Origin of the sequence: Halobellus salinus (assembly GCF_014646875.1) — an archaeon.
GTDB classification, from domain to species: Archaea; Halobacteriota; Halobacteria; order Halobacteriales; family Haloferacaceae; genus Haloquadratum; species Haloquadratum salinum.
On the sequence record NZ_BMOC01000017.1, the window covers coordinates 1 to 24,868 of the forward strand.

General features: G+C 65.2%; 28 protein-coding genes, 1 tRNA gene and 2 pseudogenes. 22 read left to right on the top strand and 9 right to left on the bottom strand.

The window, feature by feature from the left end:
* Positions 1-826: transposase (locus IEX72_RS12195; RefSeq protein WP_188787736.1), on the bottom strand; the 826-nt coding region annotated here is incomplete at its 3' end.
* Positions 827-879: 53 nt separating this feature from the next.
* On the opposite strand from IEX72_RS12195, the gene IEX72_RS15255 reads away from it, so the two are divergent.
* The 18 genes and pseudogenes from IEX72_RS15255 to IEX72_RS12280 all read left to right on the top strand — a co-directional run bounded on the left by IEX72_RS15255 (position 880) and on the right by IEX72_RS12280 (position 15,748).
* The gene (locus tag IEX72_RS15255; RefSeq protein WP_229663828.1) at positions 880-1,017 is read left to right on the top strand and encodes a hypothetical protein; all 138 of its coding nucleotides are present in this window, start codon (positions 880-882) and stop codon (positions 1,015-1,017) included.
* A gap of 160 nt (positions 1,018-1,177) precedes the next feature.
* Positions 1,178-2,341: a 5-(carboxyamino)imidazole ribonucleotide synthase gene (locus IEX72_RS12200; RefSeq protein ID WP_188787739.1), complete on the top strand. Its 1,164-nt coding sequence runs from the start codon at positions 1,178-1,180 to the stop codon at positions 2,339-2,341.
* Positions 2,342-2,364: 23 nt separating this feature from the next.
* Entirely contained in the window at positions 2,365-3,012 is a 648-nt protein-coding gene (gene purE / locus IEX72_RS12205) for a 5-(carboxyamino)imidazole ribonucleotide mutase (protein ID WP_188787741.1), read from the top strand.
* A gap of 80 nt (positions 3,013-3,092) precedes the next feature.
* A complete protein-coding gene (locus IEX72_RS12210; protein WP_188787743.1) occupies positions 3,093-3,401 on the top strand; it encodes a toxin-antitoxin system TumE family protein in 309 nt (102 codons plus the stop codon).
* Complete coding sequence (locus IEX72_RS12215; RefSeq protein WP_188787745.1) at positions 3,382-3,849, top strand: HVO_A0114 family putative DNA-binding protein; 468 nt, start codon at positions 3,382-3,384, stop codon at positions 3,847-3,849. Before IEX72_RS12210 ends, IEX72_RS12215 begins: the two co-directional genes overlap by 20 nt.
* Positions 3,850-3,943: 94 nt before the next feature.
* Positions 3,944-4,357: an NADH-quinone oxidoreductase subunit A gene (locus IEX72_RS12220; protein WP_188787747.1), complete on the top strand. Its 414-nt coding sequence runs from the start codon at positions 3,944-3,946 to the stop codon at positions 4,355-4,357.
* Positions 4,354-5,064 (top strand): NADH-quinone oxidoreductase subunit B, encoded by a 711-nt coding sequence (locus IEX72_RS12225; protein WP_188787750.1) that lies wholly within the window; start codon positions 4,354-4,356, stop codon positions 5,062-5,064. Before IEX72_RS12220 ends, IEX72_RS12225 begins: the two co-directional genes overlap by 4 nt.
* Positions 5,061-6,731, top strand: a complete 1,671-nt coding sequence (locus IEX72_RS12230) for an NADH-quinone oxidoreductase subunit D (protein ID WP_188787751.1) — start codon at positions 5,061-5,063, stop codon at positions 6,729-6,731. Before IEX72_RS12225 ends, IEX72_RS12230 begins: the two co-directional genes overlap by 4 nt.
* Positions 6,731-7,789, top strand: a complete 1,059-nt coding sequence (locus tag IEX72_RS12235) for a complex I subunit 1/NuoH family protein (protein ID WP_188787753.1) — start codon at positions 6,731-6,733, stop codon at positions 7,787-7,789. Before IEX72_RS12230 ends, IEX72_RS12235 begins: the two co-directional genes overlap by 1 nt.
* Positions 7,786-8,247, top strand: coding sequence for a NuoI/complex I 23 kDa subunit family protein (locus IEX72_RS12240; RefSeq protein WP_188787755.1), 462 nt, complete (start codon positions 7,786-7,788; stop codon positions 8,245-8,247). The genes IEX72_RS12235 and IEX72_RS12240 overlap by 4 nt, the downstream gene beginning before the upstream one ends.
* Before the next feature lie 153 nt (positions 8,248-8,400).
* A complete protein-coding gene (locus tag IEX72_RS12245) occupies positions 8,401-8,661 on the top strand; it encodes an NADH-quinone oxidoreductase subunit J (protein WP_185191647.1) in 261 nt (86 codons plus the stop codon).
* Positions 8,658-9,011, top strand: a complete 354-nt coding sequence (locus IEX72_RS12250; RefSeq protein WP_188787757.1) for a proton-conducting membrane transporter — start codon at positions 8,658-8,660, stop codon at positions 9,009-9,011. The genes IEX72_RS12245 and IEX72_RS12250 overlap by 4 nt, the downstream gene beginning before the upstream one ends.
* Positions 9,011-9,313, top strand: coding sequence for an NADH-quinone oxidoreductase subunit NuoK (gene nuoK / locus IEX72_RS12255; RefSeq protein ID WP_188787759.1), 303 nt, complete (start codon positions 9,011-9,013; stop codon positions 9,311-9,313). The genes IEX72_RS12250 and nuoK overlap by 1 nt, the downstream gene beginning before the upstream one ends.
* Before the next feature lies 1 nt (position 9,314).
* Positions 9,315-11,333, top strand: a complete 2,019-nt coding sequence (gene nuoL, locus IEX72_RS12260; RefSeq protein WP_188787761.1) for an NADH-quinone oxidoreductase subunit L — start codon at positions 9,315-9,317, stop codon at positions 11,331-11,333.
* Positions 11,330-12,856: a complex I subunit 4 family protein gene (locus IEX72_RS12265; RefSeq protein WP_188787763.1), complete on the top strand. Its 1,527-nt coding sequence runs from the start codon at positions 11,330-11,332 to the stop codon at positions 12,854-12,856. The genes nuoL and IEX72_RS12265 overlap by 4 nt, the downstream gene beginning before the upstream one ends.
* A complete protein-coding gene (locus IEX72_RS12270; RefSeq protein ID WP_188787765.1) occupies positions 12,853-14,370 on the top strand; it encodes an NADH-quinone oxidoreductase subunit N in 1,518 nt (505 codons plus the stop codon). Before IEX72_RS12265 ends, IEX72_RS12270 begins: the two co-directional genes overlap by 4 nt.
* 105 nt (positions 14,371-14,475) lie before the next feature.
* Positions 14,476-14,549, top strand: a tRNA-Lys gene (locus tag IEX72_RS12275).
* A gap of 206 nt (positions 14,550-14,755) precedes the next feature.
* A pseudogene (locus IEX72_RS12280) lies at positions 14,756-15,748 on the top strand (transposase).
* Between the two features lie 26 nt (positions 15,749-15,774).
* Here IEX72_RS12280 and IEX72_RS12285 read toward each other — a convergent pair.
* The 4 genes and pseudogenes from IEX72_RS12285 to IEX72_RS12300 all read right to left on the bottom strand — a co-directional run.
* Positions 15,775-15,906, bottom strand: a pseudogene (locus IEX72_RS12285) (PIN domain-containing protein); the annotation flags it as partial.
* A gap of 7 nt (positions 15,907-15,913) precedes the next feature.
* On the bottom strand, positions 15,914-16,144 hold the full coding sequence (locus tag IEX72_RS12290; protein ID WP_188787767.1) for a hypothetical protein: 231 nt from the start codon (positions 16,142-16,144) through the stop codon (positions 15,914-15,916).
* 184 nt (positions 16,145-16,328) lie between these two features.
* On the bottom strand, positions 16,329-16,625 hold the full coding sequence (locus IEX72_RS12295) for a chorismate mutase (protein WP_188787769.1): 297 nt from the start codon (positions 16,623-16,625) through the stop codon (positions 16,329-16,331).
* On the bottom strand, positions 16,622-17,473 hold the full coding sequence (locus tag IEX72_RS12300; RefSeq protein ID WP_188787771.1) for a shikimate kinase: 852 nt from the start codon (positions 17,471-17,473) through the stop codon (positions 16,622-16,624). The genes IEX72_RS12295 and IEX72_RS12300 overlap by 4 nt, the downstream gene beginning before the upstream one ends.
* Before the next feature lie 243 nt (positions 17,474-17,716).
* Between IEX72_RS12300 and IEX72_RS12305 the strand changes: the two genes are divergently transcribed.
* Together IEX72_RS12305 and IEX72_RS12310 are read left to right on the top strand one after the other, a co-directional pair.
* Positions 17,717-18,190, top strand: coding sequence for a DUF5796 family protein (locus tag IEX72_RS12305; protein ID WP_188787773.1), 474 nt, complete (start codon positions 17,717-17,719; stop codon positions 18,188-18,190).
* A complete protein-coding gene (locus tag IEX72_RS12310) occupies positions 18,187-18,417 on the top strand; it encodes a DUF7508 domain-containing protein (protein ID WP_188787775.1) in 231 nt (76 codons plus the stop codon). Before IEX72_RS12305 ends, IEX72_RS12310 begins: the two co-directional genes overlap by 4 nt.
* A gap of 64 nt (positions 18,418-18,481) precedes the next feature.
* Here the strand turns inward: IEX72_RS12310 and IEX72_RS12315 are convergent, their stop codons facing one another.
* The 3 genes from IEX72_RS12315 to IEX72_RS12325 all read right to left on the bottom strand — a co-directional run bounded on the left by IEX72_RS12315 (position 18,482) and on the right by IEX72_RS12325 (position 21,377).
* Complete coding sequence (locus tag IEX72_RS12315) at positions 18,482-19,753, bottom strand: DR2241 family protein (RefSeq protein ID WP_188787778.1); 1,272 nt, start codon at positions 19,751-19,753, stop codon at positions 18,482-18,484.
* Positions 19,746-20,621: a CbiX/SirB N-terminal domain-containing protein gene (locus tag IEX72_RS12320; protein ID WP_188787779.1), complete on the bottom strand. Its 876-nt coding sequence runs from the start codon at positions 20,619-20,621 to the stop codon at positions 19,746-19,748. Before IEX72_RS12320 ends, IEX72_RS12315 begins: the two co-directional genes overlap by 8 nt.
* A gap of 93 nt (positions 20,622-20,714) precedes the next feature.
* On the bottom strand, positions 20,715-21,377 hold the full coding sequence (locus IEX72_RS12325) for a potassium channel family protein (protein WP_188787781.1): 663 nt from the start codon (positions 21,375-21,377) through the stop codon (positions 20,715-20,717).
* 303 nt (positions 21,378-21,680) lie between these two features.
* On the opposite strand from IEX72_RS12325, the gene IEX72_RS12330 reads away from it, so the two are divergent.
* A complete protein-coding gene (locus IEX72_RS12330) occupies positions 21,681-23,198 on the top strand; it encodes a class I adenylate-forming enzyme family protein (protein ID WP_188787783.1) in 1,518 nt (505 codons plus the stop codon).
* 91 nt (positions 23,199-23,289) lie between these two features.
* On the top strand, positions 23,290-23,796 hold the full coding sequence (locus IEX72_RS12335; protein WP_188787785.1) for a DUF7523 family protein: 507 nt from the start codon (positions 23,290-23,292) through the stop codon (positions 23,794-23,796).
* Positions 23,797-23,825: 29 nt separating this feature from the next.
* Here the strand turns inward: IEX72_RS12335 and IEX72_RS12340 are convergent, their stop codons facing one another.
* Entirely contained in the window at positions 23,826-24,788 is a 963-nt protein-coding gene (locus tag IEX72_RS12340; RefSeq protein ID WP_188787787.1) for an L-lactate dehydrogenase, read from the bottom strand.
* Positions 24,789-24,868 lie beyond the last annotated feature (80 nt).

Here is a 24,868-nt window from a genome sequence, read left to right on the forward strand (position 1 = left end):
CACGGGCGAGTGCGTCTTGAGCGTGATCACGTCGCTTGGTACGCCGGTCGTACAGGCGTCGGATGCGGCGACTGCTGTATCGACCGTCTTCCAAGAGTGATTGGAGACGTGCTATTTCTCGCGTCGTCTCACGGAATCGCTCGAACAGGTCACGTCCGTCGTACAGGAGCTGTTGGCCGGTTGTGGTTGTGCAAGCGACGAGGTTGTTCGCACCAATGTCCAGAGCGGCTTCTTCCGAAGCCAGTGGTTGTGCCACTCGAGAATGGTCTTCGCTGATTGTGACTGGCTGAAAGGCCCTGAACGATTGGGCTTGCTCGTCGTAAAACAACTCTAATCGGCCCTGCTTGTCGTACTCTTTCCAGTTGGGGTCGCCCCGAAGTTCGAGCCGGAGGCGTTCGCGGTGTCCCAATCCGTACTCGTCTTTCAGGTCTTTGCCGACAAGGATTTCGAGTCGAGAGTATTCACCCCACTCAACGGAGTACGACGTGTTGCGGATGTACGTGCGGAGTTCTCTTCCGTCTTCGGAGTTGCCCCAGAATCCGGGTTTGCCGTTCGCTTCTCCCTTCTTTTTGAGGCTGAAGAACGACCTCCACGCTTCGCGGTTCTTGCGCTCAATCTGCTGAACCGTGGAGGCACCGAGAACACCGCTGTAGCGACCGCGATACTCGCTGATGTCCCATACGTCTCCATCTGGGCCAGCATAGTTCTCGCGGCGCTCATAGTTGATTTCGTTCCAGAGAGCGGCAGAAGCGTCCAACAGCCGTCGAAGCAACTCCTTGTCTTCTGGGGACTGCGGAATCACGTCGAACGTGTTGGCTCGCTTCATCGACTACGTATTATCTCATAATGCACATAATTGCTCCGTTTATGTGATATTATATGGTTGCAATTCGCATCGAGTTTGACGGCGACGAACAGTACGAACGACTGAAGAAATTGAAAAAGCACCGTGGATTGAGGTGGAAGGGCTTACTGCTTGAAGGAGAAAAGAAAGTCAGAGAGGATACCCCTGAATAAGGGTCGAACGTGGTTTGTGCCGTGGAGTGTCGGATTCACGCCCGCGGTGAACGGCGGGACTCTCTCCTTGATTCAGGTAGCTGTCGCCCGGCGGCCGGACGTTCGGCGACCCACGCCCGCGTCGGCAACCTTTATTCGGGCGCCAGGGGTACCGACGGTCGTGACAGTTACCGTCCCAGGACCCACGCTTGGCGTCGTCGGCGGCGGCCAACTCGGCCGGATGCTCGCCGAAGCGGCCGCACCGCTCGGCGTGGAGGTGGTCGTGCTCGACCCCACTCCGGACTGCCCCGCCGCACCGGTCGCCCGCGACCAGGTCGTCGGCGACTTCGACGACCCCGACGCGTTCGACGACCTCGCCGCCCGCACCGACGCCGTGACGTTCGAGATCGAACTCGCCGACTCCGACTTGTTGAACCGAGTCGCCGCCGATCACGGGGTCTCGGTGAATCCCGCACCCGAGACGCTGTCGACCATCGAGGACAAACTCGTCCAGAAACGCACGCTCGCGGACGCGGGCGTCTCCGTCCCGCCGTTCCGGCGGGTCGACGACGCCGACGACCTCCGCAGCGCCGTGGCGGAGTTCGGGTCGGTCATGCTGAAGGCCCGCACCGGCGGCTACGACGGCCGTGGCAACGTCCCAGTTTCCGACCCCGACGAGGCCGAGAACGCGATGGCGGCGGTCGGCGGCCCCGCGATGGCCGAAGCGTTCGTCGACTTCGCGCGGGAACTGTCGGTGATCGCGGTCCAGGGCGACAGCGAGGTCCGGACCTTCCCCGCGGGCGAGAACGTTCACGAAGCGGAGATCCTCCGGGAGACGGTGCTCCCCGCGCGGACGACCGACGAGATCCTCGAACGCGCCGAAGACGTCGCCCGCGACGTGCTCGATACGCTCTCGGGCCGCGGGGTTTTCGGGGTCGAACTGTTCGAGACCACGGAAGGAGCGGTCCAAGTGAACGAGGTCGCACCCCGGCCCCACAACTCCGGGCACTGGACCATCGAGGGCGCGCGGACCTCCCAGTTCGAACAGCACGTTCGTGCCGTGCTCGGGTGGCCGCTCGGATCGACCCGACTCCGGTGTCCCACGGTGATGACGAACGTCCTCGGGACGGTCGAAGAATCACAACCCGCGCGGCTCAGCAACGTTGAGGCCGTGCTTGAAGACCCCGGGGCGTCGCTGCACTGGTACGGGAAAGACGCGGTGCGGCCGCTCCGGAAGATGGGCCACGTCACCGTCACCGGCGAGGGTGACGGGGGCACTCACAGCCTTCTCGAGCACGCGCGAGACCTGCGTGAAGAACTACAGTTCGAGACCACAGACGGGTGAGAAACCTAGGAGACAAGACCACAATGACCGACTACACGACAGACGGCGACGCCGACGTGACCGTACCGGACCTGATCGACCGGCTCCACGAGGAGGCCGACCTCAAGCCCCCCACCGCCACCACCCCGGAGGTCGGGATCATCATGGGGTCGGACTCCGATCTGGACACGATGTCCGGCGCCCACGACGCCCTCGATCGGCTGGGGTTCGAAGAACAGACCGACTTCCAGGACCCGCCGGAGGCGCGGTTCACCTACGAGACGTACGTGGTGTCGGCCCACCGGACGCCGGAACTGATGTACGCCTACGGCGAGGCCGCCGCCGACCGCGGGCTTGACGTGGTGATCGCGGGCGCAGGGGGCAAATCCGCCGACCTCCCGAATATGACCGCCTCGATCGCGTATCCGCTCCCCGTGATCGGCGTGCCGGTCCAGGAGAAGTCCGTTGACTCGGTGATCGGGATGCCCACCGGGGCACCGATCGTCGCGGTCGACGCCGGCAAGTCGTTCAATGCCGCGCTGTCGGCCGTCCAGATCCTGGGGCGCGAGCACGTGGAGCTTCGGGATCGGTTGCACGAGTACCACGACGCACTGGTCTCCGACGTCGCGCGCGACTCCCGGGACCTCCACGACCGGGGCGTCGCCGGCTACCGCGAGAGTCGCGAGGAGTAAGCTCGAACAGGGTCTGTTGGGCTACACACCCAACGATAAGATTTAATTTTGTTGGGGCCGGATCACAATATAGGTGATCGATGCCTGCAACGGCCGTGTACCGGGACGAAGGAGAGAAACCCGATGGAAGCCGGTACGAAATGGTCGCGTGGCAGGTTCCGGTGAGCGAGGACTTCCCACAGGGGCTGAAATATAGCTTCCAATATATGGACGCTGACGGTGGCACGCTCCTCCGGTACGACAACTCGCCCCACCACCCGGATATTGGTCGACACCATCGGCACACACCCGAGAGAAACATAACGAGGCTGGAGTTCACAGGCCTCTCCGACCTGGTTGCCGACTTCCAGACCGAGGTGAACGAAATCTATGAGCGACGAACCGACTGACACCGAACCCACGCACGACGAATTCACGCCCGACCCCGACGAGGTCGAGTACGCTTCGACTCTCCGCATCACGTCGCTCCCAGCAGAGCGGGCGCAGGCGGCGGCAATCGAGCGGGCCGAACGGTGGGAGCAGGGCGAGGAAGTCCCACACGTCGTCAACTTCGAGGACCGTGTACGGCTCCGTCAGCTACTCACTGACCGGCGGATGGAACTGCTCGAAGCAGTTATGCAGCATCCACCCGAGAGCATCCGCGCGCTGGCTGACCGTCTCGACCGCGACGTACACGATGTCCACGACGACCTGTACCTGTTGGCCGAGTACGAGATCGTTCATTTCGAGGCGGATGGCCGCGCGAAGAGACCGTACGTCCCCTACGACACGGTCCGGATCGAGGTCGAGTTCGGTCTACCGCGTGGCGCTGGGTCAGAGTCGACCGCATCGGCGTGATCCCGCTCGGTCGTGTTCACCCCGCCGACCCGCGGCCACAAATCAACGCTTATGAGGTGCCACCCCTAAGCGCTACGTACAAGGAGAACACGGAATGAGTGAATGGATCGCAATCGGGGCCTTGGGGCTCGTCGCGGTCGGCATCCCGCTGGGGATGATGGCCGTCTCCGCGATACTCCGCCCGGCGGTACCCGAACAAGGAAAAGGCGCCACCTACGAGAGCGGTGAGATCCCGACCGGCACGGCGCGCGTCCAGTTCAACATCCAGTACTACATGGTCGCGCTGCTGTTCGTCGTGTTCGACGTCGAGACCGTTCTCATCTTCCCGTGGACCGTGATCTACCGGTCCGCGCTGAGCCAGGGCGTCGCCCTCTCGACGGTGCTGTGGCCGATGCTCGCGTTCGTGGGCATCCTCGTCGTCGGTCTGGTGTGGGCGTGGCGCAACGGCGCGGTCGAGTGGGTCAAAAGCCCGCTCGCGAACCGCCAAAAGACGGAACGAAACGCATGAGCAGTCAACGAGAAACACCATTCGTCACGGACGATTCGCAAGTACAGACCGACACCCGGGACGCTCGGATGACCGGCGGCGGCGCGGACAACCGATTTAATTCCAAACTCCGGCAGGCGTTCGGCTCCTCGCCGTTCATCCTGACGAAGTTCGACCAGTTCATGAACTGGGTCCGCGGGTCGTCGATGTTCATGCTGCAGTTCGGGATCGCGTGCTGCAGCATCGAGATGATGCACACCTACTCGGTGAAACACGACCTCGACCGGTTCGCCGCGGGCGTTCCCCGCGCGTCGCCGCGACAGGCCGATGTCATCATCGTCCCCGGGACCATTGTCTCGAAGTTTGCTCCGCGCATGAAGCGGGTCTACGACCAGATGCCCGAGCCGAAGTTCGTGGTCGGTATGGGGTCGTGTACCATCTCCGGCGGTCCGTTCCAGGAGGGGTACAACGTCATCAAGGGTGCCGAGGAGGTTATTCCCGTGGACATCCACGTCCCCGGATGCCCGCCCCGGCCGGAGGCGCTGATCTACGGCGTCGCGAAGCTCCAGCAGCGCATCGCGGAGGGCGAGTCCAGCCCGGTAACGGTCAAACCCTACGAGCTCCAACAGTTCGACGACCTCGAACAGGATGAGATCGTTGAGCAACTCGCCGAGGAGATCAACGAGGAGGATCTGGTGATGCGGTACAACTGGGCTGATTCGCCATGAGCTTAGAGGAACCCACCCCCGACGACGGCGTCGTCGAGGCCCTTCCGACCGGCGGCGACGAGATCGCCGACCTGCTCGGGGATCTGGTCGTCGGCCGCGAGGAACACATGAACGCGCCGGGGTTCGTCATCCGACCCGACGACGTCCAGGAGACGCTCCGGCGCCTCCGCGACGAGGCCGGCTTCGATCACCTCTCGTGCGTCACCGCCGAGGAGCGCGAGGACCGCTACGAATCGATCTACCACCTCACCAGTTTCGACGACCGACAGCGCGAGGCCAGCGTGGTCGTCCCGACGCCGAAGGACGATCCCGCAAGCCAGACCGCCGAACCCGTCTTCCGGACGGCCGACTGGCACGAACGCGAGGCGTACGACCTGATCGGGATCGACTACGAGGGCCACCCTGACCTGCGCCGGATACTGCTACCCGACACCTGGCAGGGTCATCCGCTCTCGCAGAACTACGACAAGGACCGGCCGCAGATCGTGACGCTGAAAGAGTGGGAGAACCCGCTGGCCGACGACCACCGCGAGGAGGAAGGAGACACGATGTACGTCAACATCGGCCCGCACCACCCCGCGACCCACGGCGTGCTCCACGTCAAGACCGTGCTCGACGGCGAGCAGGTCGTCGACGTGGATCCCGACATCGGCTACCTCCACCGGTGCGAGGAGCAGATGTGTCAGAGCAAGACCTACCGCCACCAGATCATGCCGTACCCCGACCGGTGGGACTACGCCTCGTCGGGGTTGCTCAACGAGTGGGCGTACGCCCGCGCGGCGGAGGACCTCAACGACATCGACGTGCCGGAGTACGCCCAGGTCATCCGGACGCTGGGCGCGGAGCTCTGTCGGATCGCCTCGCACATGCTCGCGGTCGGGACGTTCGCGCTGGACGTCTACGGCGACTTCACCGCGATCTTCATGTACGCGATGCGGGACCGCGAGAAGGTCCAGAACGTCTTAGAGGAACTCACCGGCCAGCGCATGATGTTCAACTACTTCCGGCTGGGCGGGGTCGTGTGGGACCTCCCCGAACCCCGCGAGGACTTCTTCGAGATGATCCGAGACTTCCTCGACGACCTGCCGGAGGCCCTCGAGGAGTACCACGACCTCATCACGTCCAACGAGATCCTCCAGTCGCGGACAATCGACACCGGCGTGCTCCCGCCGGAGGTTGCGAAATCCTACGGCGCGACCGGGCCGGTCGCCCGCGGGTCGGGGATCGACTACGACCTCCGCCGCGACGACCCCTACGGCTACTACGACGAACTCGAGTGGGACGTCGTCACCGAGGACGGCTGCGACAACTTCAGCCGGCTGCTCGTCCGGCTTCGGGAGGTCGAGGAGTCCGCGAAAATCATCGAGCAGTGCGTCGACCTGCTCGAGGACTGGCCCGAAGACGAGCGCACGATCCAGTCGAACGTCCCGCGCACCCTGCGACCCGACGACGACACCGAGATCTACCGCGGGGTCGAGGCCGCTAAGGGGGAACTCGGCATCTACATCCGCGCCGACGGCACCGAAAAGCCCGGCCGGTTCAAGATCCGGAGTCCGTGTTTCTCCAACCTCCAGACGCTGCCGGAGATGAGCAACGGCGAGTACATTCCGGACATGGTTGCGTCGCTGGGTAGCCTCGACATCGTGCTCGGCGAGGTGGACCGCTGATGGGTCCGCTCCAGTCGCAGGTGCTGCTTCCCGAACGCATCGCCGGGTTGCTGGGCCTGTCCGGCACTGCCGGCCAGATCGTCGGCGGACTACTCGGGGCGTTCATCATCGCCAATCTGCTCTTGGTCCAGACTGCAGTCGCCGGCCCGTGGGCCAAGCGGAAGATCACCGCGGCCTTCACCGACCGGATCGCAGTCAACCGCGTCGGGCCGTTCGGGCTGTTCGTGATCGTCGCCGACGCGGTCCGACTGCTCTCGAAGGAGCTCGTGATTCCCGATGGTGTTGACCGCCCGGCGTACGACCTCGGCCCCCTTCTGGTGCCGTTTTCCGCACTGCTCGGCTTCGCGGTCATCCCGATGGGCAACGGGATCCACCTCGCGGACCCCGAGACCGGCCTGGTGTTCGCGTTCGCGGCGTCATCGATCGCGTCGCTCGGACTCGTGATGATGGGCTATGCGTCGAACAACAAGTACTCGCTTCTGGGCGGGCTCCGGGCGATTGCGTCGAACATCGCCTACGAGATCCCCTTGATCATCACCGCGGCGTCGGTGATCATCTTCACCGGGTCGCTGCAGATGAGCGAGATCGTCGCCCAGCAGGCCGAACCGCTCCTCACCCTGGGTGGCGTCGCGATCCCGCAGTGGTTCGCGTTCGTCAACCCCTTCGCGTTCGCGCTGTTCGTGGTCGCGAACCTCGCGGAGGTCGGCCGCAACCCCTTCGACGTTCCCGAAGCCCCGACCGAGATCGTCGCGGGCTACCAGACCGAGTACTCCTCGGTGTATTTCGTGTTGATCTACCTCGGGGAGTTCATCCACATCTTCCTGGGCGGGGCGCTCGCCGCGACGCTGTTTCTCGGCGGCCCCGCCGGACCAGTCCTGCCCGGCTTCATCTGGTTCACGATCAAGATCTGGGCGTTTTATCTGTTCACCCAGTGGGCGCGGTCGGCCGTGCCGCGCATCCGCGTCGACCAGTTCCTCGACGTCGGGTGGAAAGGTATGCTGGTGCTGTCGTTTGCGAACCTGGTGCTCACGGCCGTAATCGTGGGAGTGATAGCATGATCGGCGTACTCAAATCGATGGCAACGACAATGAAGCACGCACTGGACGGGGAGACGTTCACGGTGGAGTACCCGGACGTCGCACCCGAAGTCAGCCCCCGGTTCCGCGGGGTCCACAAGTTCAGCCAGGAGCGGTGCATCTGGTGTCGGCAGTGTGAGAACGTCTGTCCCAACGACACGATCCAGATCGTCCAAGACGACAAGCGGAACGGCGAACAGTACAACCTCCACATCGGGCAGTGTATCTACTGTCGGCTGTGTGAAGAGGTCTGTCCGGTTGACGCCATCCTGCTCACCCAGAACTTCGAGTTCGTGGCCGACACCAAAGACGACTTCGTGTACAACAAAGAACAGCTCAAGAACGTCCCTTGGTACAAGGACATCGACCCGCTCAACTCCAGAGAGCCCGACCGCGACGCGTGGATTGGCGAAGGGAGCGGCGAGGTCGACTACCAGTAGCGTCGCAGGCGGCGTTCCGTGAGCCGCGACCGGACTGCGGTGGGACGCCCGGGTCGCCCGGCAGCAGCATCGGTTCTCAGCGGCCAACGGACGCGCCCGGCCGCTCGCGGCTTCTCGAAATCTTCAAAGGGGTTCCTGAAGGAGACACACACAATGGTTTATGAGACCATCGCGTTCGCGCTGTTTGCCCTCGTGACCGTGGGCTGCAGCCTCGGCGTTGTCCTCGTGCGGGACATCTGGCACTCCGCACTCCTGCTTGGGGGCGCGCTCTTGAGCGTCGCGGTGCACTACGTGATGTTACAGGCGGAGTTCCTCGCCGCGATGCAGATCCTCGTGTACGTCGGCGGGGTTCTCATCCTGATCACGTTCGCCGTGATGCTGACGCGAACACAACCGGAGGTGAGTAGCGCATGACAACAAAACCCGAGTTGAACCTGGGGTCGCACCTGCTGCCCGGGCTCGCGGCCGCCGCGCTGTTTGTCGTGATGGCGGCGACTGTTCTCTCGGCGTCGTTCCCGGACCCGCAGGGGTTCGCCGAGGGGGCGAACATCACGGCCAGTATCGGCTATGCGATGTTCAACCTCTCGCTGGGCGACGTCCCGGGCGAGAGCTTCCTGGTCGCGTTCCTCGTTATCGCCGTCACCCTTGATGTCGCACTTGACGGCGCGGTCCACCTCGCGACTCGAGAGTCCGACGACGGTCGTACGCTGCTTGCCGACGGCGGGCGGGAGCTCAAACGCACCCTTTTCGGGGGTGAGGAGTGATGGTCCCGCCGGAGTACTACCTACTCCTGTCGGCGGCAGTGTTCTGCATCGGGTTGTTCGGCATCCTGACCAGGCGGAACGCCCTGCTGTTCCTGATGTCGGTTGAGCTGATGCTGAACGCCGCGAACATCAACCTCGTGGCGTTCTCCTACGTGTGGGGCAACATCACGGGCCAAACGTTCGGGCTGTTCACGATGGCGCTCGCGGCCGCGGAGGTCGCGGTCGGGATCGGGATCATCCTGGTACTGTACCGCAGCTTCGACGGCGTTGACGTCACCGACGCAACAACGATGAGGTGGTAAGATGGTCGGAATATTCGATTTCACACCCGCGATCGTGTTGCTTCCGTTCGTCTCGTTCTTGATCGCTCTCGCGGTCGGCGACCACCTGCCGAAGGGCGGCGCTCTCGCCGGAATCACCGCGACCGCCGGGTCGCTGGCCCTGGCGATCGGGACCGTCCTCGCGGTTGCGGGCGGCCGGACCTACGACGCGACCCTCTACACCTGGGCCGAGGGGCTTGAGGCGGTAAACCTTACGTTCGGTGTCCTGATCGACCCGCTGTCGGCGTTGATGTTACTCATCGTGACGCTCGTGGCGTTCCTGGTTCACGTCTTCAGCCTCGGGTACATGAACGACGAAGACGAGACCGGCCTGCCGCGGTACTACGCCGGTCTCGGGCTGTTCACCGCGTCGATGCTCGGGTTCGTCGTCGCCGACAACCTGCTCATGGCGTTCATGTTCTTCGAGCTCGTCGGGCTGTGTTCGTACCTCCTGATCGGCTTTCACTTCCGGGAGCCTGGCCCGCCGAGCGCCGCGAAGAAGGCGTTTCTCGTGACGCGGTTCGGCGACTACTTCTTCCTCGTGGGCGTCGTCGCCGTCTTCGGGACGTTCGGGACGGCGGCGTTCGTCGGGAGCGAGTCGTTCCCCGCGCTCGCGGAGGCGGCGCTCCGCGGCGAAACGAGTGTGAACACGTTCGGGTTCGCCCCACAGACCTGGTTCACGATCGTCGGCCTCCTGGTCTTGGGCGGCGTGATCGGTAAATCGGCGCAGTACCCACTGCACACCTGGCTCCCAGACGCGATGGAGGGTCCGACGCCGGTGTCGGCGCTCATCCACGCCGCGACGATGGTCGCCGCCGGCGTCTACCTCGTCGCCCGGATGTACGGCTTCTACGCGATCTCCCCCACCGCGCTCGCCATCATCGCGTTCGTCGGCGGGTTCACCGCCCTCTTTGCGGCGACGATGGGGCTTGTCAAACGCGAGATCAAGCAAGTGCTGGCGTACTCGACGATCTCCCAGTACGGGTATATGATGCTCGCGCTGGGCGGCGGCGGCTACGTCGCTGCGACCTTCCATCTGATGACTCACGCCTTCTTCAAGGCGTTGCTGTTCCTCGGCGCCGGGTCTGTCATCATCGCGATGCACCACAACGAGGACATGTGGGACATGGGCGGGCTGCGGTCGAAGATGCCCGTTACCTACTACACGTTCCTCTCCGGATCGCTGGCGCTCGCGGGGATTTTCCCCTTTGCCGGCTTCTGGTCGAAAGACGAGGTGCTCTACGAGACGCTGCTCCACGGCCTCGACGGCGACCCGATCCTGCTGGCGGCGTACGCTATGGGACTGCTCGCGGTGTTTTTCACCGGACTCTACACCTTCCGGATGGTGTTCCTGACGTTCCACGGCGACCCGCGGTCCGGGACCGCCGAGGACCCACACGGCGTCCGGTGGAACGTGAAGTTCCCGCTGGTCGTGCTCGGCGTGCTGGCCGCAGTCGCCGGGTTCGTGAACATGGTGCCCGTCAAGAAGGTGACCGGTCTGAAGATCGACTTCCTCCACAAGTGGCTGGAACACGGCTACGCCGGGCTGACGGTCGAACACTACGGTGAGCTCCTTCACGACTTCCCGCACTACGGGTCGGCGGGACTGGAACTCAGCCCGCTCGGCCCGGGTGCGGTCTCGCTCGGACTCGCGCTGGCGGGTGCCGTTGTTGCCCACCGGCTGTACAACGTGCCCGAACCCGTCGAACACACGGATCGACTCGGTGAGATCAAAACGGTGCTCTATAACAACTACTACCAGGACGAGTATCAGGTCTGGATCGCAAACGGCCTCACGCGCTCTATCGCCCGCGCGGCGAACAAGTTCGATGGCGGCGTTGTCGACGGGGTCGTCAACGGCGTCTCAAGCGTCAGCCTGTTTTCCGGCAGCCGGATCCGCCGGATCCAGACGGGCGTGGTGAGCAACTACGCGGTGCTTCTCACGCTCGGGTTGACCGCGCTGATTCTGGCGTTCGGCCTCGCCGGGGGGTGGTTCGTGTGATCATCGAAGCCCTCATCGCGGTCACGTTCCTCGCGGCGCTGGTCGTGTTCGTCGCGCCCAACGCCGCCGCCGCGAAGTTGGCGGCGGCGCTATCGGTTCTCCCCGTTGTGGGGAGCCTCTGGATGTGGGCGGCCTACGACGCGAGTGGGAACGCGCTGCTCGGCGGCGAGATCGCGTTCGAGACCGACGTCGTGTGGCTGACCGCTGGCGGCCTCGACCTCCACTGGTTCGTTGGCGTCGACGGGATCAGCCTCCCCTTGGTGGTGCTCACGACCGTGCTGACGACGCTCGCGATCGTGAGTGCGTGGACGCCCATTTCTAACCGAGAGTCGCAGTTCTACGGCCTCGTGCTCCTCATGGAGGCGAACCTGCTCGGGGTGTTCACGGCGTTGGACTTCTTCGCGTGGTTCGTTTTCTGGGAGGCGGTGTTGGTGCCGATGTACTTCCTGATCGGGGTGTGGGGCGGGCCGAACCGCCGGTACGCCGCGATCAAGTTCTTCGTCTACACCAACATCGCGTCGCTCGTGATGTTCATCGGGTTCATCGCCTTGGTGTTCGGCCTCGGCGACTCGGTGACGTCGCTGCGGCTGCCGGAGATCGCCCAGGCGCTGCGGGCGGGCGAGCTCGGCGGCTTCGCCGGGCTTGACGCCGCGACGCTGAAGACGGTCGCGTTCGTAGCGGTCTTCATCGGGTTCGCGGTGAAGGTGCCGGTCGCGCCGCTGCACACGTGGCTCCCCGACGCCCACGTTGAGGCGCCGACCCCGGTGTCGGTGTTGCTTGCGGGCGTTCTCCTGAAGATGGGGACCTACGCGCTGCTTCGGTTCAATTTCACGATGATGCCCGACGTCGCGACCGCGCTCGTGGTGCCGATCGCCGGGATCGCGGTGATCAGCGTGATCTACGGCGCGATGCTGGCGCTGGCCCAGGAGGATCTCAAGCGGATCGTGGCGTACTCGTCGGTGTCGTCGATGGGGTATGTCATCCTCGGGTTGGTCGCGTACACGACCTACGGGGTCGGCGGCGCGACGTTCCAGATGATCGCCCACGGCCTCATCTCGGGGCTGATGTTCATGGCGGTCGGCGTGATCTACAACACGACCCACACGCGGATGGTGGGCGACATGTCCGGGATCGCCGATCGGATGCCTGTTACCGCCGGGATCTTCGTCGCCGGCGCGTTCGGATACATGGGCCTGCCTCTTATGGCGGGGTTCGCGGGCGAGTTCTTCATTTTCAAGGGGTCGTTCGCGTCGACGGTCCACTCGGCGATGCCGCTGTTTACTGCCGCGGCGATGTTCGGGATCGTGATCGTGGCGGGCTACCTGCTGTTTGCGATGCAGCGCACGCTGTTCGGGCCGTTCAGCTTCGACGACGACTACGACGTCACGACTGCGCCGTTCCACGACGTCGCGCCGCTTGCGGTTCTGCTGCTGCTGACGATCGTTCTGGGCGTCGCCCCCGACCTCTTCTTCGGGATGATCCAAGAGGCTGTTAACCCCATCCTCACGGGTGGTGGGCTATGACGCCCGACGCGCTCGCGCTCCAGACGGAGACGGTCGCCGCCTGGACCGCACTGGCGCCGGCGATCCTGCTCGGACTGACCGGCCTGGCGTTGCTCGGGGTGGACACGCTGTGGCCCGACGACCCGAGCAACGCGGTGCTTGCGGGCGTCGCGGCCGCGGGGTCGATCCTCTCGTTCGCTGTCACCGGCTGGTTCCTCGTTGCCGGCACCGGCCAGGCGAGTACCGGCGGCGCGATCGCGCTGTACGGCGACGCGTTGGTCGTCGACGGGATGAGCCTGTTTTTCACGCTCATCTTCACCGTCGTGACCGCGATGGTCGTGGTCGCGGCCTACGACTACCTCGACGACCACTCTCACCGCGCGGAGTTCTACTCGCTGACCCTGTTCGCGGCGACGGGGATGGCGGTTATGGCGACCGCAAACTCCCTGGCGACGGTGTTTATCAGCCTTGAACTCGCCTCTTTGCCGTCGTACGCTCTCGTGGCGTTTCTGAAGACCGACCGCGGAAGCGTTGAGGCCGGACTCAAATACTTCCTGATCGGCGCGGTCTCTTCCGCTGTCCTGGCGTTCGGCATCAGCCTGGTGTACGCCGTTACTGGGTCGCTCGTGCTCGGCGACGTAGCCGCCGCGATTGGGACTCCCGAGATGGCGGGCGTGCTCGGTCTGGGCGTGCTGATGATCCTCGGCGGGTTCGCGTTCAAGACCGCGTCGGTGCCGTTCCACTTCTGGGCACCGGAGGCCTACGAGGGCGCACCCGCACCCATCTCGGCGTTCCTCTCGTCGGCGTCGAAAGCCGCCGGGTTCGCGGTCGCGTTCCGCGTGTTCGTCCAAGCGTTCCCCTTGGAGGCCGTACCCGCGGGCGTCGACTGGGTGATCGCGTTCCAGGTGCTCGCGGTCGTCACGATGACGCTGGGCAACTTCGCGGCCGCAACCCAGGAGAACGTCAAGCGGATGTTGGCGTACTCCTCGATCGGCCACGCGGGCTACGCCCTGATCGGGCTGGCGGCGCTGACCGCGGGCGGCCCCAACGGGGACGTCCTCGGGGCGTCGATGGCGCACCTGCTGGTCTACGGGTTCATGAACACCGGCGCGTTCCTGTTCATCGCCCTGGTCGAACACTGGGGCGTCGGCCGGACCTTCGAGGACTACAACGGGCTGGCGTCGACCGCGCCTATCGCGGCTGTCGCGATGACGGTCTTCATGTTCAGCCTCGCGGGGTTGCCGCCGTTCGGTGGGTTCCTCTCGAAGTACGTGCTGTTTTACTCCGCGATCGAGGCGGGGTTCTGGTGGCTCGCGGCGGTCGGCGCGGTCAACAGCGCGCTGTCGCTGTTCTACTACAGCCGCGTGGTGAAAGCGATGTGGATCGAGACGCCCGTCGCCGACTTCGAGATCGAGAGCCGGCCGGTTGGGCTCTACACCGCGGTGCTGTTCGCCGGCGTCGGGACGCTGCTGCTGTTGCCCGGGTTCGGACCGGTCATCGAGACGGCCCAGACGGTCGCCGCGACGCTGTTCTGAGGCGGTCCGTTTCCGCGGTTGGGTTTCGCAGTCGGGGCGGTGTCGCCACCACAGCCTACCCGAAAGGAAACACATTTACTTGCGCCACCGATACGATCTGGTGGAGGGCCGGTAGCTCAGTCCGGCAGAGCGTCTGACTCTTAATCAGACGGTCGCGCGTTCAAATCGCGTCCGGCCCGTTTTTACCACGGATTAACTCGCGAGTGGCAAAACAGCCACGAGGGATTTGAATCGCAGGAAAGTCGCGCGGAGCGAAGCAAGCACGTCCGACCGTGCGTTCAAAATCGCGTCCGGCCCGTCCGATGATACTGTTTTTCTAACATATGTTGTGAGGGTGCCATAGAACGATTACCATACCAAAGAGCAGGGTGAACGCTGAGGTGGAGTGAGTTCAGCGACCCTGCAAGATGACCCTTCGGTAGAGTCGTTCTTCAATGTCGCGGAGACCGAGACGCCAGCGTCGTTTGAGCATTTCTCCTTCGAGTTTCTCGAAGAGTTCGACGTGTTCGCCCCGGCGGAGACGGGGCGAACACGAGACCACGAACCACCAGAGCTGATGCGTGACTCTCTCCACTGCTACTACAAGGACATCTACGGCATTCGTCCCGTTGAACGGGAGCTTCGGAACACGGTTGTCTGGCTGAGTTGTGGCTTCGATCGACCGCCGTCGAGAGACGCGGTCGATCGCTTTCTCACTGCACTTGAACACGTCGTTACCAAGGTATTCGGCCACCTCGTCGAGTAGGCCGCCCGCCGCGGCCTGCTCGACTCGACATACTGCATTGATTCAACAGATGTGAGGGCGATGCCTGCCGATCAAGACGCGTCGAAGTGCTACGATCCAACCGACGACGAGTACTACCGCGGCTACGGCTGTACAATCGTCTCGACCGGGCAAAAGATCCCGATTGCGGCTGAGTTCACCGAGAGCAAACAAGCGCCAGAGGAGACGGCGATGCACGTCACGCGTGACGCGCTCGCCGTCGCCAAGCCGATCTGGATGGTCGGTGACAGCGCCTACGACACGCTCGACTGGCACGACCACCTGCTGGCCGCAGGGGTCGTGCCAGTCGCCCCGTACAACGCGCGAAACACCGACGACCCGAAAGACATCGAGTACAGGGTCGAAGACCGCATCGAACAACACAGCGAGGACGTACAGCTGAAGCAGTCCACGTTGGATGGGACGTACAACCGACGTACTGGAGTCGAACGAACCAACGAATCAGTGGAGCACTGCGGCCTCGGGCGAACGCGCGCCCGAGGCCGCGTCCACGCGCGAGCACAAGTGTCCCTCGCGCTGTGCCTTCGCCTCGTCGTCGCAATCACCAACTACGAATGCGGAGACAATCCGGGAAGCACGATCATCACGGTGTGAGAAGAGATCTATGACACCCTCGCGGTGTAGTTTTCTATCTCGTCGTGGACGAACTCGGGTGTCAGGAGGTCGGGTTCGAGGGTGACGATGTGTTCGCGGGTCTTCGAGTCGGTGATGAGCGCGGAGATGACGACGTTGGCGTCGATGACCAGCTTCATCCGGCGACTACTCCGACTGCTTCTCGACGCGTTCGCGTCCACTCTGGTTGATTCTGTCTGCGATGTCGGCGACGTCGCTCTCGGTGAGTTCGCTGTCGGACGTGAGTTCGTCCATCACTTCGAGCGTCTCGATTTTCTCCTGAATTGCCTGACGAGTGACCTCGCTCCAGTTGATCTCCGGATGTTCCTCCATTCGGTCTTTGAGGTCGTCGTCGACGTTGACCGTGATACTGGGCATACAGGGAACTATGTGCACACAGAATACTGTGTATTACGGTAAACTGGGCTTTGGACACAGAAGGTTGGACTCCGGAACTGTCGAGTGCCACCGTCGCCCGTCAGTGAACTCCCGTTGTCCCACCCGTCTGAATAGAATTCTCGAACTGTTCCCGCTCAATACGCCCTGAAACGACCGATTTCGGCTACCTGCTCTCGCGCTGTTCGACCTTGTTCAACTCGATCAGCAGCCGGAACACCGCCTTCACCAGGTTCGAGTCGACGTCGAAATGCTCGGCGTTTCGACCCGCCCGGTCCATCACGCGTTCCTCCTGGCCCTCATCGGTCGTTGGCAGCCCCTGGTCGGCTTTCACGCCCGCGATGGAGTCGGCGACGTAGGTTCGGCGCGCGATCAGTTCGACGATCTCCCGATCGATGTTCTCGATCTCCTCGCGGAGTTCGTCCAAGGACGGTTCCCCGTCGGTGTTGTCGTTATTGCTCATAAGATGTGTGCTCCGTCGGTCCGCGTGGTCGTTCGCCAGGTCCGGCCGCCGCGCTCGCTCCACCGACTGCGGACGCGGTCGAGCGCGCCGCGCTCTCCGACTGCGACGACGCTCGGGCCTGTTCCCGACAGTGACACCCCCGCGGCGTGGGGCATCGCTTCGACCGCAGGATCGGGTGAGAACCCGAGCGCCGCCGAAAAGGCCAGGCCGTTAACCGTCATCGCCTCGGCGTAGCGTCCCTCGAGGGCGAGGTCCGCGACCAGTTCCGCCATCGGCGCGACGTTCGCGCACCGTTCCACGTCGGCATCCGCGGAGTAGGCCCGTTCGTCGGGCGTCCACACGAGCACGTCCCACGCCACCTCGTCGCGGGCGAGCAGTTCGTCCTCCCGATTATCGGTGACGGTGACACCGCCGAGCATCGACGCCGACGCGTCGTCGAACGCCCCAGTGACAGTGACGCCGACATCCCGCGCGGCGCGGACGCCCAACCGGCACGCCTCGACCGGAGCGGGGTCGACGCCGACGGCGTCCGCAGTCGCGAGCACGGTCGCGTTGGCGGCGGCGCTCGAACTCTTCAATCCGGCAGCCATCGGCACGTCACTCTCGGTTCGAACTGTTCCGCCCGACACGTCGCTGCCGCCGTAGGCCTCGACCGCGAGTTCGACACACCGCTCGATCAGTCCAGTGTCGGCGCCGTCGTCCTCAGCGACCGTCCCCGTCACGCGCCCCGAGTCGTCGAGTTCGACGGTGGCTGAGGTTTCGATATCGATGGCGAACGCTGAGCCGACGCCGGTCGACAGCGCGTTCAGCACCGTGCCCGCCCCGAGCGCTGCTGCACGACCTCGCATGTGTTAAGCCGGGGCGACCGGGCTAAAAGGTGTAGCGGTCGACCGGCGAGACCGGTCGGGGTTGTTGGCCGTGCTCCGCGGCGAACTCGACGGTCGTCCCGCGGGAGAACGTAACCGTCCGGTCGGCCTCGAACTGGTCCCCGACCGAGAGTTCTCCGTGGGTGAGTCGCTCCCCCCGGTCCCCTGATCGGCGGCCCCCACGCCCACCGCGGTGTTTTTGAGACCCCCGGCCGAATTCGGGGTATGAGCGCACGCAACGACGTCCCGCCGAGCACTGTGGGCGTCGACCTCGTAGACGCCGGCGTCGAGGTGGAGTATGTCGACGGCCGGACGACGTTCTACCGGGGCGTCCCGGAACCCGTCACCGACACGCTCACCACACCGCCGAAAAAAGAGACCCACGTTCTCGTGACCGACCCGACGGAGACCGAGGGGGTCCTGCTGTACATCAACGATCTGAAAACTCACGACGATATTCTGGAGTCGACAGGGGCCGGCCGGGTCATCCTCGACGACGGCGAGACCGAGGAGGTGTTTCCCGGGGTCACGGTGCGTCGCCCCGGCGGGATGCGTACAGAAGTCGAGGCCGACCCCACACTCGCTCGCGGCCGCGTGTTCGTTTTCGTCGAGGACGATTGGGGGGAGGCTTCCTACGAGTTCGTGACCGAAGACGACGCGGCCGGTGGTGAGTCCGAAACCGCCACCGACACGGCATGAGCCGCAGGAAACAGTGGCGTCCGTTAACTCGGTCGACCGTGGGGTCGGCGCCGGCGGCGTACGGCCTGGTTGAGTTCGGCGACGGCGATGGAGCCGTGCTCCGAGCGACAGCGGGGTTTCTCCCCGACGAACTCCGTGAGGAACTGGCGTACGGCGACGCTGAGGCGGTTCGGTGGGAGCGCGCTCAGTCCCGCGAGCACGCCGAACGCCTGCTGGACGAGACGTGAACGGGCCGTCGGGAGAAGGGACTGTGTAGCCGCCGCGGTAACGGGGTCCCGTCTCTGTCGGTGATCAGTGGTCGTCGTGGTTGTGGTCGTCGTGGTTGTGGTCGTCGTGGTTGTGGTCGTCGTGGTTGTGGTCGTCGTGGTTGTGGTCGTCGTGGTTGTGGTCGTCGTGGTTGTGGTCGTCGTGGTTGTGGTCGTCGTGGCTATCCCCGTGCGCCTCGTGATCGTGATGCTCGTCCTCGTGTGGGTCGGTCGGTACCCCACTCAGGTTCCCCTCGTCGTCGAACCGCTTCGCGCGCAGGAACCGCGTCCGGTAGCGGTTCGCGCCCTCGTAGACATCAGCCTCCCGAACCTCGTCGGTGCGGTCCTCGGCCACCGTGTCGATGATCTCTTCGATCTGTTCCTTCTCGGAGGGCGTCAGCTCGAACTCGTAGGTGTGTGTCTCTTCCTCCTCGAGTTTCGTCCACCGCCTGGCGGCGGCGACAACGAGCGAGCACGGCTCCCGGCAGGGGAACGCCCCGGCTCCGCCATCGGCCTCGAGTTCGTGGTCGGCGTCGTACTCCCACTCCCGGCGCTTGAGACACTGGGAGTCGACACAACACGTCTCGGCCACCCAGTCGACCGCCTCGGACGGTAACTCCTCTACGACGCCGTAGATGCCGGTCTGGCGCTCGGCGGTCTCTCGCCAGTGGGTCACGTCGAGGTCGCCCTCGCGTTCGAGGTTCCAGTTCGCGATCGACGCGGGGTAGATCGTGTCCAGTGCCTCCACGGCGTCGCGGCCGTCGAGGTCGGGGAAGATCCACCCCGAAGCCAGCGAGGGCGCGGTCCGGAGCGGCCGGTATCGGCCGTCCTCGTCGTAGGTCGACAGCTCCCGGGCGTCCAGGGGGTCGTGGTAGGCGTCGAGGTCCCCTGGGTCGGCGCTAGCGTCGTCAGCGTGGCGGATCTCGTAGCGCCGCTGGCCGTCCTCGCCGAGCGTTACGGTCACGAGGACCTCTCCCCACTCGGTCTCCAGTCCGGCTCGGAGCGCGTCGTACCGCTCCGGAACGATGTGGTCGGCGGCGGCTTCGGCGTGTCGGAGGAACGCCCGACGGTGCCGGCTGCGGCTCCCGATGGCCTCCGCCCAGAAGTACCAGTTCGTGACGTAGGGCGCGACGTGGTCGGAGCGAACCACCTCCCGGAGCTTCGATTCCGACACCCCCTCGTGGGTCGCGTCGGGGGTTTCCAGGGTGTAGGCGCCGTCGCCGTCGGCTGTCACCCGGAGGCCGTCGAGATCGATCGGTCCCTCGGTGTCGACCCGGTCGAACAGGGTGTGGACCTGCTCGTTCCGCACGTCAGTCACCCGTCGCTGTCGTCTCGCGGGTCTCCTCGCGCACGGTTGCGATGGCGGCGTCGATGTCGGCCCCGGCCTCGGATGCGCGTTCGAGCACCACGTCGGCCATCAGTCCCTCGGTCCCGACCGCGCCGGCGTACCAGATCCGGTGGTCGTCGACGGTCGCGGGGATGTCGTACCCGGTCCGGTAGTCGTCGGTCAGCCCCATGTCCTCGGGGATGTCCTCCTGGGTGTGGAAGCCGTCGGCGATGAAAAGCGGGACCACCACCACGTCCTCACTCTCGAAGTAGTCGGTCACATCGTCGACCTCGGGCTCCTCGTCCATGTACAGCGCCTGGACCTCGTCGAAACGACCCATCTCGCGCACGCGACCGGCGTGATACTCGATCGCCTTCGCGGAGTTCTCGTTGCGCTCGGTGCCGTGGCCGACGACCGCGAACCCGAACCCCTCGCCTACGTCGGGATCGTCGACCACCGTCTCGGCGCGCCGGACCAACACGTCGGTCATCGCCCTGTGGGTACCGACCGGCCCGCAGTAGTGGACGGTCTGGCCGGTGTCCTCGGCGGTGAGCGTCGCAGTGTCCGCACTCAGCCCGTCGGACTCCCACTCGGAAACGTCCCACTTCGACAGTCTGAGTTCCCGCGGAATGACCTGTTCGGTGAAATACCCCTCGCTGATGAACATCGGGACGACGTAGACCTCCTCGCTTTCGACGGTGCGGAGGACTTCCCTGAGTGATGGTTCTTCCTTCCAAAAGCCCGTCTTCACCTCGTCGAACGCGCCTGTCGCGCGGATGGTGTCCGCGTGTCGATGGGTCGGCGTCGACGAGTCGGGGTTGAGGTGCGACCCGTGGGCCACGATGACCAACGCTTGCATACCATACGTTGGGGACGGCGCACTCTTAGGGACTTCGGGTTCCACCACCGATCCGGTGGCTTCCGGATCTCGAACCCCTCCAGCCCGCGTGGCCTACGCGTGGTCGGGGTCGCCGGTACACGCCCGGATGACCTCACCGACGACATCCCGGTCAGCTGCAATCAGATACCGCCGTCCCTCCACCAAGGTCGTCGAGTGCTGCACTGCGACGTGCCCATCGGTTTCGGCGATCACAACCGATCCCTCCGGGAGAACGTCCGAAACCACCTCGCCCGCGGCCGGCGCGCCGTACCCGACTCGGATGTCGAGAATCTCGAGGTCCCCCGTCACCTCCTCGATGGTCCGGACGTCGCTGCCGGTGAGCGCGTTGACCGCCGCGCGGACACTGGCGCGTTCCGGGAAGTACACCTCGTCGACGTACTCGCTGTACTCGTCGCCCGCGCGGTCCTCGATCCGGGCCACGGTCCTGACCTCCGGGGCCAACTCCGTTGCGGCCATACACACCACCAGGTTGGTGTCTTCCTTGTCGGTCAGCGCGCCGACGACCTCGGTCCGGTCGGTGATGGCCTCCCGGAGCACCGACGGCTTGGTCGCGTCGCCCCGACTGACCCCGATGTGGTCGTGGTCGACGGCCCCGACAGCGCTTGGGTCGGGATCGACCACGGTTACCTCGCGCCCGCGGTCCGCGAACTGTTGTGCGACTCGGTGTCCGACGCGCCCGCTCCCGGCGATCACGACGTGCGGCGTATCAACCATACCTCCGAATCACACTAATAATTAATAAGGTTCCTTGCCGATATACGGCGGCCTTTTTGTCGCCACCGACGATGCGGCGTGTCTCCCGGGTGACGCGCGGGTCGCGTGGCCACGCATCCGTCGCAGGCGCCCGAGACGAGCACACTACTTAATAGCGCCGTCCGGAAAGAACAGAACCCACGGACGCCATCAGATGATCGGAGACATACACCACGACAGCGAACACGGCCGGGTCGCCCCCGGGCACTCGATCGGGCACGACCCGTCAGGCGGGACGCGGCGTCCCCCGGGAGCGATCCACCGATGAACTTTGCAAACCACGTCGACATCGCGGCGCGTACCCACGCCGAGTCGCTCGCGGTGGCGGATCCACACCGGGAGGTAAGCTACGCCGAACTGTCCCGCGAGACCGACGCCGTCGCGAGGGGGCTGGCCGACCTCGGCGTCGATCCCGGCGACCGCATCGCGCTGCTGCTCCCGAACAGCGTGACGTTTACCACGGCGTACTTCGGCGCCATGAAACGCGGCGCGGTCCCGGTTCCGGTCAACCTCCGGTTCGATCCCGAGACGGTCGGCTTCGTTCTGGAGAACACGGACGCGTCGGCACTCGTCACGAGCGGTCGCTTCGAGGAGACGGTCACCGACCGCAACGCGGGAGTCGACCACCTGATCGTCGCGGACGGCGACGCCGGCGTCGGGTACGACGAGTTACTCGACGACGGCGGCGCGACCGTCGACGTGGCCGGACGCCGCAGCGACGAGATCGCGGAGATCCTGTTCACGAGCGGGACCACCGGCCGCCCGAAAGGCGTCACACACACCCATGGCAACCTCGTGGCCAACGGCTGGGGATACGTCCGTTGTTTCCCGTTCTACTCGTCTGAGACCGTCGGCCTGACGGTCGTGCCGCTGTTTCACGCCGCGGGGTTGAACGTCACTACGACGCCGCTGACTCTCGTCGGCGCCGAGAACCACTTCCTCCCGACGTGGGACGCCGAGACTGCCCTGGAGACGATGGCCGCCCGCGGGGTGACGGCCGCGATGTTCGTCCCCACGATGCTCATCGACCTGCTCGAACACGGGGTCGAAAAATACGACCTCTCGGCGCTGTCGCACGTGATCGTCGGCGGCGCCCCGATGCCGAAAGAGCGGATCGAGGCTGTCGAAACGGCGCTCGGGGTCACGCTCCTAGAAGGCTACGGGATGACCGAGACAACGCCCGCGGCCGCGGTCAATCGGCCGGGACAGGACGTCCGAAAGGCCGGAAGCATCGGTCCGCCGATGCGGGACATCGTCGACGTGCGGATCGAGGATCCAGAAACCGGCGAGACAGTCGGCACCGGCCGAAGAGGCGAACTCCTGTGGCACGGCGACACGGTCACCCCCGGGTACTGGAACCGCCCCGAGACGAACGAGGAGGCGTTTGTCGAGCGCGACGGGCGGACGTGGCTCCGGTCGGGAGACGTTGGGCGGATGGACGACGACGGCCACCTGTTCGTGGAGGACCGCCTCGACGACATGATCGTCACCGGCGGCGAGAACGTCTACCCCCGGGAGGTCGAGGACGTGAGCTACGAACTCGACGGCGTCGTGGAGGTCGGTGTCGTCGGGACACCGCACGACCGCCTCGGCGAGCAGGTCACGGCAGTCGTCGTTTCGGATGGGTCGGTGACTGCCGCGGACGTCAAGTCGATCTGTCGTGAACGCCTCGCGGAGTATAAGCTACCGCGCTCGGTCGAGTTCGTGGAGTCGATCCCGAAAACCTCGACCCGAAAGGTGGACAAGGTGGCGCTCAGAGACCGGTTCAGCGAGGACGGGTGACCGGCGGCGCTCTCACATCCCCGACCCCGTCTACCGTTGTCGCTCCCCCGCAACCCGCCGGCTTATGCCCCTCGGCGACGACGGGTGACGTATGTCATTAGCCGCAGAGACGCGGGCCGCGGTCCGAACCCGCCCGTGGTTGCTTCGAGCGCTCCGCGCAGGCGTGGTAAGCTACACTACTGCGGCGGAGTCACTCGGAATCGAGGGTGACCGCGACGCGGTCGCGACCGCGTTGCGCCGGTTCGAAGACGACCTCTCGCCCGCCGACACCGAGACCCGCGAGGTGACCGTCCGGATGCAGAGCGGCGTCGAGCTAGCCGGGTCCGACGCCGAGGCCGGGCCGGATGCGGCAGGGACCGAGCCGCTGGTGTCGGTCGGCGGCGAACGGATGGTGCAGGGCGGCGGCCGGCTGACCGCGATCTTGGTCGACGGCGACGTCGACGCCGGGGCACTCTCGGCGGTCGTCGATCGGCTCGGCGCCGAGAACGTTGTGGTGGACGCGGCGGGTGTCGTGGGCGACCGCCTCGTGGTGGTGGTGCCGCGGAGCGACGGCGCGAACGCGCTCCGACTGGTCGAGGACGCGATGGCGGACACGTAGGCCGGCGCTGGGGCGGCGCTCCAACGGCTTCACACCGACAGTCGATCGACCGACCGCCGGACAACGGCGGCGGAGTCGGCGAGTGCGTCCCGTTCGGCCGACGAGAGGTCGAACTCGAGGACGTCGCGGACGCCACCGCTCCCGACGACACACGGGAGGCTCACGAAGACCTCCCGGCTGATGGCGTGGTGACCGGACACCGGGGTCGAGACCGTGAGAACCCCTCGACCGTCGCCGAGGATCCGTTCGACGATCGTCGCTACCGACCGCGCAACGCCGTAGTTCGTCCGCCCTTTCCGATCGATGATCTCGTAGGCGGCGTTTCGGACCTCGTCGTCGACGCGCGTCCGCAACGCCTCGGCGTCGCCAACTCCCGTCTGCGCGCAGTACTGCCCGAACGGGACGCCGCCGACGGTCGCCCCGCTCCAGACCAAGACCTCGCTGTCGCCGTGCTCGCCGATCACGTACGCGCCGATGTCGGCGGGGTCAAGGTCGAACTCCCGCCCCAACGCGTGTCTGAACCTGGCGGTGTCGAGCACGGTCCCGGAGCCGATCACCCGACCGGCCGGCAGGTCCGACACCGACCACGCCACCTGTGTGAGGACATCCACGGGGTTGGTGACGATCAAAAGCACCGCGTCGTCGTCCAACCCCTCGGTGACCTCCGGGATCGTGTCGGCGAAGATCCCGGCGTTCCGGTCGAGCAGATCCAGCCGCGTCTCGTCGGGGGCCTGACTCGCGCCCGCCGTCACGATTACCACGTCGGCGTCCCAGCAGTCCTCGTACCCGCCCGCTCGAACGTCCGTCGGCGTTGTGAACGGGGTGGCGTGGCTCAGATCCATGGCCTCCCCCACCGCCCGCTCGTCGTCGATGTCGACGAGGACGACCTCGCCTACGAGGCGACTGTCGGCGAGTGCGAACGCGGCCGTCGACCCGACCGCACCGGCCCCGCCGACGACCGCGACCGTTCCCTGTCGGCGTTGTTTCGACATACAATATACTTACTACGATACGAGTACATATGTGTTGGCGATCGGCGGATGCCGTGAGTCGAACCCCCGGTTCGTTCGGC